This window comes from Bradyrhizobium sp. 14AA, assembly GCF_054185205.1.
The window spans coordinates 425,133-441,053 of sequence record NZ_JAVAYM010000001.1 but is presented as its reverse complement, the minus strand read 5'-3'; the positions used below and the strand labels follow the sequence as shown (position 1 = coordinate 441,053).

At 64.0% G+C, this 15,921-nt stretch carries 15 protein-coding genes; 9 read left to right on the top strand and 6 right to left on the bottom strand.

Translation table 11 applies throughout. The annotated features are described in order from the left end of the window. Positions 1-91 precede the first annotated feature (91 nt). From RAD15_RS01930 to RAD15_RS01905, 6 genes are all read left to right on the top strand, one after another. Positions 92-823, top strand: coding sequence for an SDR family oxidoreductase (locus RAD15_RS01930; RefSeq protein ID WP_458173828.1), 732 nt, complete (start codon positions 92-94; stop codon positions 821-823). Between the two features lie 20 nt (positions 824-843). Beyond that, the gene (locus tag RAD15_RS01925; protein WP_458173826.1) at positions 844-1,590 is read left to right on the top strand and encodes an SDR family NAD(P)-dependent oxidoreductase; all 747 of its coding nucleotides are present in this window, start codon (positions 844-846) and stop codon (positions 1,588-1,590) included. 27 nt (positions 1,591-1,617) lie between these two features. Continuing rightward, positions 1,618-2,787, top strand: coding sequence for a serine hydrolase domain-containing protein (locus RAD15_RS01920; protein WP_458173824.1), 1,170 nt, complete (start codon positions 1,618-1,620; stop codon positions 2,785-2,787). Beyond that, positions 2,787-3,179: a GFA family protein gene (locus tag RAD15_RS01915; protein WP_458174983.1), complete on the top strand. Its 393-nt coding sequence runs from the start codon at positions 2,787-2,789 to the stop codon at positions 3,177-3,179. The genes RAD15_RS01920 and RAD15_RS01915 overlap by 1 nt, the downstream gene beginning before the upstream one ends. Before the next feature lie 153 nt (positions 3,180-3,332). Beyond that, on the top strand, positions 3,333-4,013 hold the full coding sequence (locus RAD15_RS01910; protein ID WP_458173822.1) for a site-2 protease family protein: 681 nt from the start codon (positions 3,333-3,335) through the stop codon (positions 4,011-4,013). A 62-nt stretch (positions 4,014-4,075) separates the two neighbouring features. Next, complete coding sequence (locus tag RAD15_RS01905; protein WP_458174981.1) at positions 4,076-4,498, top strand: hypothetical protein; 423 nt, start codon at positions 4,076-4,078, stop codon at positions 4,496-4,498. Here the strand turns inward: RAD15_RS01905 and RAD15_RS01900 are convergent. From RAD15_RS01900 to RAD15_RS01875, 6 genes are all read right to left on the bottom strand, one after another. Next, positions 4,486-5,313, bottom strand: a complete 828-nt coding sequence (locus tag RAD15_RS01900; protein ID WP_458173820.1) for a TonB family protein — start codon at positions 5,311-5,313, stop codon at positions 4,486-4,488. The genes RAD15_RS01905 and RAD15_RS01900 overlap by 13 nt on opposite strands. A 21-nt stretch (positions 5,314-5,334) precedes the next feature. Next, positions 5,335-5,799, bottom strand: coding sequence for a TonB system transport protein ExbD (gene exbD, locus RAD15_RS01895; protein WP_458173818.1), 465 nt, complete (start codon positions 5,797-5,799; stop codon positions 5,335-5,337). Positions 5,800-5,802: 3 nt separating this feature from the next. Further along, positions 5,803-6,780 carry a tonB-system energizer ExbB gene (exbB, locus tag RAD15_RS01890; protein ID WP_458173816.1) on the bottom strand — a complete coding sequence of 326 codons (978 nt, stop codon included), beginning with the start codon at positions 6,778-6,780 and terminating at the stop codon, positions 5,803-5,805. Next, the gene (locus RAD15_RS01885) at positions 6,777-7,466 is read right to left on the bottom strand and encodes a Fe2+-dependent dioxygenase (protein ID WP_458173814.1); all 690 of its coding nucleotides are present in this window, start codon (positions 7,464-7,466) and stop codon (positions 6,777-6,779) included. Before RAD15_RS01885 ends, exbB begins: the two co-directional genes overlap by 4 nt. Positions 7,467-7,485: 19 nt before the next feature. Beyond that, positions 7,486-10,026, bottom strand: a complete 2,541-nt coding sequence (locus tag RAD15_RS01880) for a TonB-dependent receptor (RefSeq protein ID WP_458174979.1) — start codon at positions 10,024-10,026, stop codon at positions 7,486-7,488. Between the two features lie 226 nt (positions 10,027-10,252). After that, complete coding sequence (locus tag RAD15_RS01875; RefSeq protein ID WP_458174977.1) at positions 10,253-10,492, bottom strand: hypothetical protein; 240 nt, start codon at positions 10,490-10,492, stop codon at positions 10,253-10,255. A 388-nt stretch (positions 10,493-10,880) separates the two neighbouring features. Between RAD15_RS01875 and RAD15_RS01870 the strand changes: the two genes are divergently transcribed. The 3 genes from RAD15_RS01870 (at position 10,881) to RAD15_RS01860 (ending at position 15,832) form a co-directional block, all read left to right on the top strand. Continuing rightward, positions 10,881-12,053: an efflux RND transporter periplasmic adaptor subunit gene (locus tag RAD15_RS01870; RefSeq protein WP_458173812.1), complete on the top strand. Its 1,173-nt coding sequence runs from the start codon at positions 10,881-10,883 to the stop codon at positions 12,051-12,053. Beyond that, on the top strand, positions 12,050-15,196 hold the full coding sequence (locus tag RAD15_RS01865) for a multidrug efflux RND transporter permease subunit (protein WP_458173810.1): 3,147 nt from the start codon (positions 12,050-12,052) through the stop codon (positions 15,194-15,196). The genes RAD15_RS01870 and RAD15_RS01865 overlap by 4 nt, the downstream gene beginning before the upstream one ends. Before the next feature lie 66 nt (positions 15,197-15,262). Further along, positions 15,263-15,832, top strand: coding sequence for an invasion associated locus B family protein (locus RAD15_RS01860; protein ID WP_458173808.1), 570 nt, complete (start codon positions 15,263-15,265; stop codon positions 15,830-15,832). Positions 15,833-15,921: the final 89 nt, after the last annotated feature.

The window sequence follows — 15,921 nt, the reverse complement described above, 5'->3', positions numbered from 1 at the left end:
ACACCCGGGACACCGCCCCCGGATGTCGCGCTCGCGCGCTCATCCGGGCTACGGCACCGACAATCAAGTTCAAGGTGAGGAGAACAAGAAAATGGCAGACCGCCTCAAGGGAAAGCGCGCCGTCATCACGGCTGCAGCCGCAGGCATCGGGCGCGCAAGCGCCCTCGCATTCGCGCGTGAAGGCGCAACCGTCATCGCCACCGATATCAATGAAGCCGGCATCGCTGATCTGACCAAGGAAGGCATCGCCGAGGTCGCCAAGCTCGATGTGCGTAACACCGCCGATGTCAACGCTTTTGCAAAACGCGTCGGCAAGATCGACATCCTGCTCAACGCGGCCGGCTTCGTGCACCACGGCACCATTCTGGAATGCTCGGAGGAGGATTTCGATTTCTCGTTCGACCTCAACGTCAAATCGATGCACCGGACCATCAGGGCCTTCCTGCCCGAGATGCTCGCGGGCGGCGGCGGCAGCATCGTCAACATCTCGTCCTGCGCGGCGCTGCGCCCGCCGGCGAACCGCTACGTCTACAGCTCGTCGAAGGCGGCGGTGTCATTGCTGACCCGCGCTGTCGCGCTCGACTTCATCACCAAGGGCATCCGCTGCAACTCGATCTGCCCCGGCACCGTCGAGACGCCCTCGATGCTCGATCGCGCGGCTGCGCAAGGGCCGCAGGGCAAGGAGATGTTCATCTCCCGACAGAAGATGGGCCGGCTCGGCACAGCCGACGAGATCGCCGCCATGGCGGTGTATCTCGGCAGCGACGAAAGCGCCTTCACCACCGGCGTCGACCTCGTCGTCGACGGCGGCTACATGCTCTGACGCCCCGGGATCGAAGCCTCATGAACAAGATCGATCTCAACGGCCGCATCGCCATCGTCACCGGCGGCGCGCAGGGCTTTGGCCGCGCCATCACCGAGCGCTTTGTCGCCTCCGGCGCCAAAGTCGCGATCTGGGATTTTGACGCCGCGCTGGCCGAGAAGACGGCGAAGGAAATCGGAGACAGCGCCCGCGTGTTCAAGGTCGACGTCACCGACACGGCAGCGGTCGAGCAGGCGCGCGATGCCACGCTCGCCGCCTTCGGCAAGATCGACATCCTCGTGAACAATGCCGGCATCGCCGGCGTCAACAAGCCGGTCTGGGAGACCGACCTCGAGGAATGGCGCAAGGTGCTGCGCATCAACCTCGACGGCCCCTTCATCTGCTGCAAGGCGGTCGTCCCCTCGATGCTCAAGCAGAAATACGGGCGCATCGTGAACATCGCCTCGATCGCCGGCAAGGAAGGCAATCCGAACGCCTCGCACTATTCGGCGTCCAAGGCCGGCCTGATCGCGCTGACGAAGTCGCTCGGCAAGGAGCTCGCCGCGCACGACATTCTCGTCAACGCGGTGACACCGGCCGCGGCGAAAACCGCGATCTTCGACCAGATGACGCAGCAGCACATCGACTTCATGCTGTCGAAGATTCCGAAGGCGCGCTTCGTGCAGGTGGAAGAGTTGGCTGCGATGGCGGCCTGGCTCGCATCCGAAGATTGTGCCTTCTCCACCGGCGCGGTGTTTGATATTTCCGGCGGACGGGCGACCTACTGAGGCACTGGCCGCCCGAGGGGGCGGACCATGCAGCTTGGACGTGATTTTGGACGTCGGGACTTTGTGAAGCTCGCAGCGGGCGCAGCCGCGCTGCCGCTGCTGTCGCGCGGTGCGCTCGCGCAACTCGCGCCCAACCCGCCGAGCATCCGCCCGCCCTCGCCGGCCGAGCGCGGTGCCATGGCGCGGCTCGCGCGCACCTTCATGGACAAGTACGACGTGCCGGCGCTCTCCTTTGCGATCGGCTATGCCGGCGCTGTTGTCCATGAGGACGCGCTTGGCCTTGCCGATCGCGAGCGCAACGAGGCGGTGACGCCGCGGCATCTGTTCCGCATCGCCAGCGTCAGCAAGATGATCACCTCGGTCACGATCTTCCGCCTGATCGAGGAGAACCACGTCAAATTGACGGACCGCGTGTTCGGCCCCGGCGCGCTGCTCGGCACCGACTATGGGCAGCCGCCCTACTCTCCCGGCATCGACCAGATCACGCTTGAACATCTGCTGACGCACACCGCCGGCGGCTGGAGCAACGACAACCGCGATCCCATGTTCACGCATCCGCGGATGGATCATGCCGAGTTGATCGCCTGGACGCTCGCCAACCGGCCGCTGGACCGCCCGCCGGGCCAGCACTACGCCTATTCCAATTTCGGCTATTGCGTGCTGGGGCGCGTCATCGAGAAGCTCGCCGGCCAGCCCTATGCCGAGCACGTCCGCACCGAGGTGCTGGCGCGCTGCGGCGTCACCGACATGACGATCGCGGGCAACACCCGCGACCAGCGCCAGGCCGGCGAAGTCGCCTATTACGGCCAGGGCGAAAATCCCTACGACATGAAGGTGAGGCGGATGGATGCCCATGGCGGCTGGATCGCGACGCCGTCGGATCTCGTCCAGTTCCTGATGCATGTCGACGGCTACACGCGGCCGGCGAACATCCTGCGGCCGCGCACGATCCAGACCATGACCACCGCGCCCAGCTACAGCCCCGACTATGCCAAGGGATTTGCCGTCAACAAGTTCGACAATTGGTGGCACAATGGCAGCCTGCCGGGCACCAGCACCATCGCGGTCAGGACCCATGGCGGCTTCTGCTGGGCCGCCTTCACCAACACCAGGCGCGGGAATTCCAACATGGATGGCGATCTCGACAATCTCAACTGGACCATGGCGCGCCAGGTCGGCGAATGGCGGGTGGCGTGATGATCAGCGAAGGCGGATGCCTGTGCGGCGCGGTGCGGTTCAAGGCGGAGGGCGAGCCGCTCAACGTCCGCGTCTGCCATTGCCGTCTCTGTCAGAAGGCGATGGGCGCGCCCTTCTTCGCCCGCGCGCAATTCGACCAGCGCGCACTGACCGTCGAGGGCGAGACCGAGCGCTATGCGTCATCCGAAAACATCGATCGCGTGTTCTGCAAGCGCTGCGGCACGCGCCTGTTCGCGTGGCGGCGCAATGGCACGTTGGCGGGCGTGTCTCTCTCCGTTTTCGACGACCGCAACGCCTTCGCGCCCACCGAGCACATCTGGGTCTCGGAAAAGCCCGCCTGGCTGAAGCTCGACGACGGCCTGGTGCAATATCCGGGGACGATACCTGTATAGATCTGCACGACGGCGTGACGGCTTCGGGCCTCGCCGATCATTTGCGGCGTGGCATTTCGGAGCCGGCCACCTTATGTTGAGCTGAAGCGTTGCTGCACCACCGGTTGGGTTGGACGGCTGCAAGGCCGCAGGCACAACCGGGACAAACGAGCCGTGAACATTTCTCTCTATGGTCTCTCGGTCTGGGTCTTTCCGATCCTGATTGCCATCACCTTCCACGAGGCCGCGCACGCCTTCGTCGCGCATCGTCTTGGCGACAACACGGCCTTCCAGCTCGGCCGCGTCAGCTTCAACCCGTTCCGGCATGTCGACCCGTTCGGCACCGTGGTCCTGCCGGCCATGCTGCTGTTCGCGCATTCGCCGTTCCTGTTCGGCTATGCCAAGCCGGTGCCGGTGAACTACCGCAACCTCGGCAACCCGAAGCTCGACATGGTCTGGGTGGCGCTGGCCGGGCCTGTCACCAACATCCTGTTGGCACTGATCGCAGCTCTTGCCCTCCACGCCCTGCCCTTCGCGCCGGCCGGTTCGGCGCAGTGGATCTTTGACAATCTCAAGAACGCGCTGCTCTTCAACGCGATCCTGGCGGTGTTCAACATGATGCCGATCCCACCGCTTGACGGCGGGCGCGTCGCGGTCGGGCTGCTGCCCCGGCCGCTCGCGCTGCCACTGGCCCGGCTCGAGCCGTTCGGCATGTTGATCCTGATCGCCCTGCTGATCCTGCTACCGCTGGCGGGTTCGCAGTTCGGTCTAAATCTTGATGTTATTTCAGCAATACTGCGAACGTTGACCGGTTATGTGATTCAGGCTGTTCTCTTCCTGACCGGCAATGCGTAGTTGAACAGAACACCCGAACACAAGCCGAAGGGCCAGAGGCCGACTTGGTCAAAGCTGCCGATATGCTGATCGCGCGACGCGCCGACACCCGCGCCCGCGCTGATTTTGCCACCTGGAAGATGATGGCCAAGCTCAACGGGTCGTCCGCCCTCCCTCCGGAGGCCCAGGAGTTCCTGGCGAGCTACAAGAATCTGCAGGGGCAGATGAGCGAGGGCGAGGCCACCGAGATCACCATCGGCGCGATCTACAGGGCCTATTATGCCGAGATGGGGGGCGCGGGAGCTCCGCCCGACGTCCGCACCCGCCCGCCTGAGCCGGCAGCGGACAATGTTACCGCGTTCCGCCGCCCGGAACCAAAGCCGAAGAAGGTCAACTTCTTCGGGGCAAGTTCGGCCGGCGGAACCCAGAAGCGGCCGCTGCCGGTGGCGCTGATCTTCGCCTGCCTGGTCGTGGTCTATGTCGGGATCAGGCTCTACTGGCGCTGAGCCGTCTTCTTCTTTTTCTTCTCGTCCGGCGGCTTGAAGGTGATCGGGACGATGCGTTCGAACCGATCTTCATTCAACGCGGCAGGAGGTGTCGGAAACGGATCGGATTTGTGGACCATGGCGATCGCGGCCGCATCGTAAGCTGCATCTCCGGACGACTCCACGACGTCAACCGACATCACGTTTCCCCTTCGATTGAGGGCGAAGGTCACCTTTACAGTTTGGTTGTTGGGCTCCTTGCCGTCCGGATTGACCTTGTGCGCTGAAAGATGCGCGCTGATCTTGCGGTTCCAGTCGGCCGTCAGCTTCAGAATGTCCTTGCCGATGCCGGCCACAGGCGCCATCGCCTTCTCGGCCTCACGGGTGGCGTCTTCGAAGGTTTGCCGCTCCTGGTCAATCTGTTTCGGGGCGGCCTCCATCGCCGGCGTTTCAACGGCGGCGATCTTCGGATCGTCGTCCTGCTCCTTCTTCGGCTTGTTCGGGGAGACGATGCGGTCGGCTTCCTCGACCTGTTGCGGCCGATCCTGCGGAAGCTCCGTTTCCTCTTTCTCGGCCTTCTGCTGCGGAAGCTCCGGGCGCTCTTCTTGCGCAACGGAGTCGGTCGGTCCGGGAGGCAGCTCGGATTCCTGAGCCGGCGGCGACGCCATCTCGACGGCGAACTCCGCCCCCGCAGCACCGAGCCCCTCGTCGCCATCGTCGGCCTGCAAGTTCGCGAGCGCGAGCGCAGCCCCACCCACATGGAGGAGGACCGCGGCGATCGCCGCCAGGATCCAAAGCCTCCGGGATGATCTGGGTTCGAGCTTGACGTCAGACATAGCAGTTCCCTGGCGAACCTCTTAAGGCTGCGGAGCGCCTGCGGCAGGCGCTCCTGCGGCCGCGGGAGATCCCTCGAGCGCAACCAGTTTCACCCGCGTGTAGCCGCCCGAGCGCAACAGCTCCATGACACCCATCAACTCGCCATAGGGCACGAAGCGATCGGCGCGCAGAAAGACGTACTTGTCCTTGCTCATGTCGGACATTCCGTCCAGCGTCGCGATCAAATCGGCCCGGTGGACGGAATCCTCGCCGATCGCAAGCGTCAGATCGCGCTTGATGCTGAGATAGGTCGGCTTGTCCGGCTTCTTCTGCGGCGTCGAGCTCGACATCGGCAGATCGATCGGCAGATCGACCGTCGAGAGCGGGGCTGCGACCATGAAGATGATCAGCAGCACCAGGATGACGTCGATGAACGGCGTGACGTTGATGTCATGCGTTTCCGAGAAATCGTCGTCGTCATCATTGTCTGCGAGCGAAACACCCATGGTTCACTCCGCCGCGCGCGAATGCACGCTGCCGTGGCTGCGGTCGAGATCGCGCGAGAGCAGCCGTCCCGCCACGCCCGAGGCGCGGCTGACGAGCTCGAGGTAGCCCTTCGTCACGCGCGAGAAGTGGTTGTAGATGATGACCGCGGGGATGGCGGCGACGAGGCCGATCGCGGTGGCGAGCAAGGCTTCGGCGATGCCGGGCGCGACGACGGCGAGATTGGTGGTCTGCGACTTCGAGATGCCGATGAAGCTGTTCATGATGCCCCAGACCGTGCCGAACAGGCCGACGAAGGGCGACGTCGAGCCGATGGTCGCGAGCACGCCCATGCCGATACGGATGCGCCGCGCCTCTGCGCGCACGATCTCTTGGAAGCTCGAGGCGGCGCGCTCCTTGATGCCGGCATCGCTGGACAGGCCGGCCGACATCCGCGCCTCACGCAGCGCCGCCGCCAGGAACGACGGCAAGATGCCCTCCTTCGCGCCGAGCGCCATCTGTGCCTCCGCGAGCGAGCGCACATCCGCGATCTTCTTCAGCGCCAAACGAAGCTTGGTCGAGGCAATCGACAGCTCGATCGACTTGGCGATGAGGACGGTCCAGGTCATCAGCGAGGCGAAGGCGAGCCCGATCATCACCGCCTTGACGACGACGTCCGCCGACATGAACATGACCCAGGGCGACAATTCCTTCATGGCCGGCGCAGCCGATACAGCTTCGGACTTCGCAGCCGTCGGTGCGGCGGACGTGGGAGCCGCGGCGGCCGGGGGAGCCACGGGCGCGGCCACCGCGGGAGCGGTAACGGGCGCAGCCACAGGCGCGGTTGCAGACGGTGCTGCTGGCACGGCCGTGGCCGGCTGGGCCCTCGACTGGGCCGGCGCCGCCGGCGGGGTTTGTGTCTGGGCAGAAACAGGGGATGCGAACCAGGCGGCCGCCAGCATCATGGCTGCGGCAAGGCTTGCTTGGAAGGACATGATCTTCATACTTCGGCCCAGTAGCGAATGAGGTTGTGATAGATACCCGTCAATTTGACCGTTTCGGGATCGTCACGCCCGAGCCGTTCCACCAGCGCCTGTATCGCGGTGTCGAGGTCAAAGATCATGCTCCGGGCTTGATCGTCCCGTATCATGCTCTGAAGCCAGAAGAAAGACGCAACCCGCGTTCCCCGGGTCACCGGCGTGACGAGATGCAGGCTGGTGGAGGGATAAAGCACGCAGTCGCCGGCTGGCAACTTGACTTCATGCGAACCGTAGGTGTCCTCGATCACAAGTTCGCCACCGTCGTACTCTTCCGGCTCGGCGAGGAACAGCGTCACCGACAGGTCCGTGCGGATGCGAAGGCCGGTCAGGCGGTCGCCGCGGATCGCATTGTCGACATGCAGGCCGAAATGGTGGCCGCTGCTCGCCGCATAACGGTTGAACAGCGGCGGGAAGATCTGGAGCGGGATCGCCGCCGCGACGAAGCGCGGGTTGGACGTCAGCGCCGAGATGATGCGGTTGCCGAGCTTGCGCGCGACCTCGCTGTCCGGCGGCAATTGCTCGTTGCGCTTGACCATCGCCGACTGCGCGCCGGCGGTCGAGCGGCCGTCCTCCCAGTCGCTGGCATCCATGATGCGGCGGAAATCCGCCACATCATCCTTGCTGAGAACGTTTTCGATGCATGTCAGCATGAAACTCGTCGTTGCTCCGTCAGTAGCGCGCCGAGAGCACCAGGTAGGCGGCACGACCCGGTGCTTCCAGCACGAAGGGTGCAGCGCTCTGGTACAGCGCGTCGTAGTAGCGCTTGTCGAAGATGTTGTTCACGAACAGCTTGACCTGCCAGTTCTTGTCGATCTTGGCTTCCGCGAACACGTCGAACCGCCAATAGCTCGGAAGCGACGTGCCCTGGTTGGCCGCGAGCAAAGTGCCGCCGTAAATCTTCGAACGGTAGACCGCCTGCCCGCCCAGTTCCCAGACATCGGTGAGTTGGTACTTCGAAAGCAGGCTGAACGACTCATGCGCGATGTTGGCGAGCGGACGCCCGACATTGGTCGGATACAGGGTCTTGTTGGCCGATGGCGCCAGCGACTGCGTCACTTCGGACTGCATCAGCACGAGACCGCCGAACACGCTCCACTTGTCGGTGATCTTGCCGCCGATACCGAGATCGATACCGCGGATGCGATAGGCGGCCCCCGCGGTGATACACGATATGTTGCCGGTCGTGCCGGTCGGATAGACGCATCCCAGGGGGGCGGCAGCAGCCGCACTACCAACGTTCTGCGACTCGCGCGCGTTGTCCTTCGTGGTCTGGAAAAGCGCCGCGGTCAGAAGCAGATGACGATCGAACAGCTCCCATTTGGTGCCGAGTTCGATGGCCTTGTTCTTCTCGGGCCCGAATATCTGGGTATTGCCGCCGGCGAGGGTCGGATTGAGGCCGCCATAGGCCGTGCTGGTACCGTCGAACTCGGCACCGACCGGATTCGCTGATGTCGCATAGGCCACATAGACGCTGCCGTTCGGCGCCGGCTTCAAGGTCAGGCCGAGGTTGAAGTTAGGGATCAGGAATTCCGCCGACTGCTGGCCCAACGTGCCATTCGCGGCATAACCCGTCGACTTGATGCTGTAATTGTCGTAGCGGAAACCGCCATTGAGGATCACGAGGTCACGGTAGTTCGCACTATCCATGACGTAGCCGCTGACGGTGTCGATGCCGATCTTGGTCGGCAGACCTGCCAACGCGAGCGCTTTACCCGGCAAAAACGTGTCCTGGGGAGCGAAGATGCTGACGCCCGTCGGCGAACCTGCTGGGCTTGTGGGAATTCCGTTCCCCTCCGAGGTGAGCCCGAGATATTTGTCGATCGACGATCGCTCGCGATCGACCTCGATGCCCGCCAGCGCGGTATGCTTGAAACCGACCCCGTCCTGGAATTTGTAGGTCGCCTCCGTCTGATTGGCGATCACGTCGGTGATCTGGAGACGGCTCTGCGGATTCATCGTGAGCGTCGAAGCCGAAAGCGGGGTAGCGATCACCGGACTTTCCGGCAGCGTCCCGACGTAGTTCTGGGTCGAGCGAGACGCACGGAACTTATTGCTGACCATCAGGTCGGGCGTGATCTGCACTTCCGCGTTGAGCGAGCCGATATCCTGGCCGGTCCGGTAGAAGTCGCGGTTGATCTGGCCGTACCAGTTGTTGCGGTTGGAGCCGAAGTCCGGAAACGGACCGCCAGCGGTCGATGTCGTGCTCGGCCGATAATAGGGCACGCCGAAATCCGGCACGCCGGTCAATTCAGTGTGGATGTAGTTGGCGGTGACCTTGACTGCATCGGTCGGCTTCCACGTCGTCGCGACGAACGCGCCGTTGCGGTTGTCCTTGACGAAGTCGCGCCCGGCAACATTGGCGTCCTGAAACAGACCGCCGGCACGAACGGCCAGCGTCGGGTTGATCACCTGGTTGACGTCGAGCGTGACACGCTTGGTCTGGTCGGTGCCAAACGTGGTGTCCATATTATAGAAGCTCTTCTCCGTCGCCGCCTGCTTGGTGACGATATTGATCGCACCGCCGGCGACACCACGGCCGGAGAAGGTCGAGCCGGGACCGCGCAGGATCTCGACCTGCTCGGTGAAGAAGTTTTCGCGGACGCTGACGCCGGAGTCGCGCACACCGTCGATGAAGATGTCGTTGCGGGCATCGAAGCCGCGGATGAAGAAGCGGTCGCCGAACGCGTTGCCGCCCTCGCCCGAGCCGAGCGTCACGCCCGCCGTGCTGAGGATCGCCTGCTTCAGCGACGTGGCGTTCTTGTCCGCGAGCACTTCCTTGCTGAGCACCGTGATCGACTTCGGCGTGTCGACCAGCTTCTCCGGAAATTTACCACCGGCCTGCACGTGGTCGACCTTGTAGGGCGCGGCCGGGTCGGCATAGGGATTGGCGTCGGCGGGGCCGGACGGCGTGGCGGGAGCGGCCTGCTGGGCCGCCTGCTGGCGCTGCGCGGCGCGGCGCAGCGCGTTGCGGGCGCGGACTTGCTCAGGCGTGGGCTTCGAGGCCGTCGGACGCGGGCGCTGGACCGGAGCATCGACCGTCACCGGCGGCAGGTTCGACTGCTGCGCCTCCGCGCCGCTCGACACCGACGCCACCGCGATCAGGCTTGCGACTGCCGAGACCTTCTTGCCGGAAACGCCCGCGGACTTATCATCCGCCGCGTTGAATGCTGCGACCGAACGCAACGATTTCGGTGCGACCACCTGCCCCATTACCAAACGCCCCATATTCCTGTTCGCTCATTCACTTCGACGAACGATGGGCTGTTGGTATCGGCCACAAAATAGCGGGTCAATGCGAGCGCCTCGCAAGAACCCTTGAATTGGTCCAGATCAAAACGATTCTAAACTGCAGTTTGAAATCGTTCTAAAGCAAGATTGGATTGGTTCTAAACAGAGCGCACGAATTACCGGACGATCGTCGCTCTCGCTCACAGCATCAATCGCTGCTCGGCGGCTTCATCAGCGAGAACATTTCGTCGACGGTCTTTTGCGCGATGGCGCGTACGCGGTCGGTGCTGTCCATGCCGGCAATGTTGATGCCGTTGACGACCGCTTTGATCTCGTCACGGAAGTCGGTGAGGAAGCGCAAGGGATCGCGCTGCTCGTTGGCGACGCGTGCGATCAGCCCCGTGATCAAAATCTGACACGCGATCAGCTTGCCGTTCAGTTCGTCCATGCCCGCACTCCCGTTGTGGCGGCGCTGATATGGACGAGGCCGAATCTGCTGACAACCCAAAGGCCGCGCGGCCGGCTTAGAACCGTTCTGATCGCGGCAAGTCTGAAATCCCGGCAACTTGCGCGCAGCTTGCTTTTGCAGTTCGCCGCACGGTTGGCGAGCGCTGCCCATCTTTTGCACGCCGTTCATTCGCATCAGGAAAATGCAGCACTGCACACCGGCGCGCCAGCGAGTTGCCTAGGCAGTGCAAAGCTTTCCATTTGTTTAGGATTCTCAACTGATAGTGCTGTTTACACTGGAACTTGGCGTGTATTATACAAGCGCCCTGGAACCCTATGATTGCCCCATAATTCGTAAGCCTAGGGCACAAGAGCCGACACGAGCCGACATGAAAAAAACACGGCCGATCCTCTGGATTCTGATCATCGCGGCCGTGGCCTCCGCGGGTTACTATGGCTGGCAGAAATTCGGCTCGCCCGAGGCCGGGAAAGCCCAGACCGCGCAAAAGGGTCCGCCACGCCAGCCCGCCATCCCCGTGAGCGTCTCGCCGGTCCAGAAGGTCGACTTCCCGGTCTACCTGACTGGTCTCGGCACGGTTCAGGGCTTCAACACCGTCCAGGTCCGGACCCGGGTTGACGGCCAGATCGACAAGCTCGAATTCAAAGAGGGCCAGATCGTCAAGGAGGGTGAGCTCCTGATCTCGATCGATCCCCGCCCCTATCAAGCTGCGCTCGACCAGGCCAAGGCCAAGAAGGCGCAGGACGAGGCCAACCTGGCCAACGCCAATCTCGAGCTCCAGCGCGCCATGAAGCTCGGCGAATTCGCCACCGCGCAGCGGGTCGACACCCAGCGCTCCACCGTCGCCCAGCTCACCGCCCAGATCGCCGCCGACGAGGCCGCGATCGCCAACGCCCAGACCCAGCTCGACTACACTCAAGTCAAGGCGCCGATCACCGGCGTCGCGGGCCTTCGTCAGGTCGACATCGGCAACATCGTCAACGCCTCCTCGCAGACCGGAATCGTCACGATCTCGCAGGTCGAGCCGATCTCCGTGATCTTCACGGCGCCGGAAGACCAGCTCCCCTATATCAGCGAGGGTCAGAAGGCCGGCGCCCTCAAGGTGATCGCCTTCACCACCGACGGCAAGAAGACGCTGGCCGAGGGCAAGCTCGCCGTCATCAACAACCAGGTCGACACGACCAGCGGGACTATCCGGCTCAAGGCGGTGTTCGACAACAAGGACCACACGCTGTGGCCGGGGCAATCGGTTTCGACGCGCCTTCTGGTCCGCACGCTGAAGGATGCGATCGTGGTTCCGGACGACGCAGTCCAGCATTCGACCAACGGCCTCTACGCCTATACCGTCAACCAGGACAACAAGGCCGAAGTGCACAAGATCAAGGTCAGCTACGGCATCGACGGACGTTCGGTCGTCGATGAAGGCCTCGCGCCGGGTCAACAGGTGATCACCGGCGGACAATTCAAGGTGCAGCCCGGAAGCCTCGTCTCGACGGCGGTGGCAAGCTCGGATCCGGCCCAGAACAAGGTACGACGGGAATGACCGAGGGCGGGATTTCGGCACCTTTCATCCGTTATCCCATCGGCACCTCGCTGCTGATGGCCGGCATTCTCTTCGTCGGTCTCGTCGCCTATCCCCTGCTGCCGGTCGCGCCGCTGCCGCAGGTGGACTTCCCGACCATCCAGATCACAGCCAACCTGCCGGGCGGCAGCCCGGAGACGATGGCCTCGTCGGTGGCGCAGCCGCTCGAGCGGCAATTCGCCCAGATCCCCGGCATCGCCCAGATGACGTCGACGAGCTATCTGGGCACAGCGTCGATCACCATCCAGTTCGACCTCAACCGCAGCATCGACGGCGCCGCCAACGACGTGCAGGGCGCCATCAACGCCGCCAGCGGTCAGCTGCCGAAGAACCTGCCCTCGCCGCCGACCTATCGCAAGGTCAACCCGGCCGACGCGCCGATCCTGCTGCTGTCGGCCACCTCCGAGACGCTGCCCTTGACCAGCGTCAGCGACGCGGTCGACGCCCAGCTCGCCCAGCAGATCAGCCAGCTCTCCGGCGTCGCGCAGGTGTTCATCGGCGGCCAGCAGAAACCTTCCATCCGCGTTCAGATCGACCCGGCGAAACTCGTCGCCAAGGGCCTGTCGATGGAGGACGTGCGCAGCCAGATCGCGATCACGACGGTCGACAGCCCCAAGGGCAATATCGACGGCGAGAAGCGCGCCTACACAATCTACGCCAACGACCAGCTCACCCAGTCCAAGGACTGGAACGACGTCATCATTGCCTATCGCAACGGCGGCCCCTTGCGGATCCGCGACATCGGCCAGGCCGTCAGCGGCGCCGAAGACGCCAAGCAGGCGGCCTGGGCCAACGGCAAGCGTGGCGTGTTCCTGGTGATCTTCAAGCAGCCCGGCGCCAACGTCATCGAGACCGTCGACCGGATCAAGGCGACCCTGCCCCGGTTGGTCGCGGCGATCCCGCCCGCGATCAAGATCGAGCTCATCAGCGACCGCACCACGACGATCCGCGCGGCGGTCGAGGACGTCCAGTTCACGCTGCTGCTGACCATCGCCCTCGTGGTCATGGTCATCTTCATCTTCCTGCGCAGCTTCTGGGCCACCGTCATTCCCACCATCACGGTTCCGCTGGCGCTATTGGGCGCGTGCGCGCTGATGTGGGTCGCCGGCTATTCGCTCGACAATCTGTCGCTGATGGCGCTCACCATCGCGGTCGGCTTCGTCGTCGACGACGCCATCGTGATGCTGGAAAACATCACGCGCTACATCGAGGAAGGCGAATCGCCGATGGCGGCGGCCTTCAGGGGGTCCAAGGAAATCGGCTTCACCATCGTCTCGATCAGCATCTCGCTGGTCGCGGTGCTGATCCCGCTGCTGCTGATGGGCGGCATCATCGGGCGCCTGTTCCGCGAGTTCGCGGTCGTGCTGGCGATGACGATCTTCGTCTCGATGTTCGTGTCGCTGACCCTGACACCGATGATGGCCTCGCGCTTCCTGCGCGCCCATGGCGAGGTCAAACACGGCACGTTCTACCAATGGAGCGAGCGCGCCTTCGACGGGATGCTGCGCGGCTATGAATATGTGCTCGACCATGCCCTGGCCTGGCGGCGCACTACGCTGGCGATCTTCTTCGCCACGCTCGGACTGTCGATCTACCTGTTCGTCCTGATCCCGAAGGGCTTCTTCCCGCAGCAGGACGTCGGCCTGATCACCGCAACCTCGGAAGCCTCGCAGGACATTTCATTCAAGGAGATGGTCCGGCGCCAGGAATCGCTCGGCAAGATCATCCTTGCCGATCCCGACGTTGCCAGTGTTGCCATGTCGATCGGTGGCAGCGGCCGCGCCGGCAACAACGGCAACATATTCATCACGCTGAAGGCTCGCGACAAGCGCGAGGCGTCGGCCCAGCAGATCATCGCACGACTGCGTCCGCAGTTCGACAAGGTCGAGGGTGCTCGCGTCTACATGCAGGCGGCCCAGGACGTCCGGCTCGGCGGCCGGCCGACCCGCACGCAGTTCGAGTTCACCCTGCAGGATGCCGATCTTGCCGAGCTCAACGACTGGGCGCCGAAGATCCTCGCCAAGATGCAGATGCTGCCGGAGCTGCGCGACGTCGCGACCGACCAGCAGACGCAGGGCACCACGGTCCAGCTCAAGATCAACCGCGACACCGCCTCGCGCTACGGTATCCAGCCCCAGTTGATCGACGACACGCTGTATGACGCCTTCGGACAGCGGCAGGTCACGCAGTATTTCACCCAGCTCAACACCTACAAGGTGATCCTCGAGATCCTGCCGGAGATGCAGGGCAGTCTCGAGAGCCTGAACAAGCTCTACCTGAAATCGCCGCTGACCGGCGACCAGGTGCCGCTGTCGACCTTTGCGACCTGGACCACCGATCCGGTCCGCCCGCTCTCGATCAGCCACCAGGGCCAGTTCCCGGCGATCACGATCAGCTTCAACCTCGCCCAGGGCGTTGCGCTCGGTCAGGCGACGGAAGCTGTGCAGCGGGCGATGGCCGAGCTCGGCGCTCCGCCGACGCTGAATTCCAGCTTCCAGGGCACCGCGCAGGCGTTCCAGCAATCGCTCGGCACCGTGCCGCTTCTGATCCTCGCCGCGCTGGTCGTGGTCTATCTGATCCTCGGCATCCTCTACGAGAGCTACATCCATCCGATCACGATCCTGTCGACCCTGCCCTCCGCCGGCGTCGGCGCGCTCCTGATCCTGATGGCGGCCGGCTTCGACTTCAGCCTCATTGCATTGATCGGAATCATTCTCCTGATCGGCATCGTGAAGAAGAACGGCATCATGATGGTCGACTTCGCGATTGCCGCAGAGCGTGACCACCATAAGACGCCGGCGGAATCGATCCGGCAGGCGGCCCTCTTGCGCTTCCGTCCGATCATGATGACGACGATGGCGGCACTGCTCGGCGGCGTGCCGCTGATGCTCGGCCACGGCACCGGCGCCGAGATCCGCCAGCCGCTCGGCTACGCCATGGTCGGCGGCCTGATCGTCAGCCAGGCGCTGACGCTGTTCACCACGCCGGTGGTCTATCTCTATCTCGATGAGCTCAACAACTGGTTCTCGGGCTGGGGTCGCTCGGGCGACGGCGAAGACCACGAGACGCCCGCGCACGGCAGCGTTAAGGAAGCTGCCGAGTAGCCGCTTGCACCGCGCTTCCGGCGACGCTACAGCGAGGCCCTCGGTTCACGCCAACGCGGTTTCGCCATGCTCATGCAATCCAGACTTGTCGCCCTCGCCGCCGCTGTCCTGTTGTCGACCGGCGCCGCGTACGCCCAGCAGGGCGCCAAGAAGAATGCCGCTCCTGCCCCCGCCGCACAGCCCGCACCCGCCCCGACGCAGCCGCAGGCCGACGGCGCCCCGGCACAGCAGGCCGGCTGGGTCGTGCGCTGCACCAGCGTGAGTCGCGACGCGCCGCTCGAATGCGCGATGGAGCAGAACGCGGTGCTGACCAAGACCGGCCAGACCATCGTCCTGATCAACATCCGCATTGCGCCCGACACTCGTACGCCGGTTGCGCTGCTGCAATTGCCGCTCGGCCTCAACCTCCCGATCGGTGCCAAGCTCCAGGTCGACGAGGGCAAGACGTTCGACCTCCAGATCCAGACCTGCGAGAACCGCGGCTGCTACGCCTCGACGCCGATCGCGGCGGACCTGCTGAGCGCTTTGAAGTCGGGCAAGCAGTTGAAGGTTTCCTTCCAGAACATGGCCAAGGAGACGATCGCAATCCCGATGCCGCTGGGCGATTTCGCTTCCGCCTACGACAAGATCAAGTAGCGGGCATACTGTCATCGCCCGCCTTGTGCGCAATTGCGCATTGAGGCGGGCGATCCAGTATTTCAGAGGCGGCACGGCTAGAACCGAGA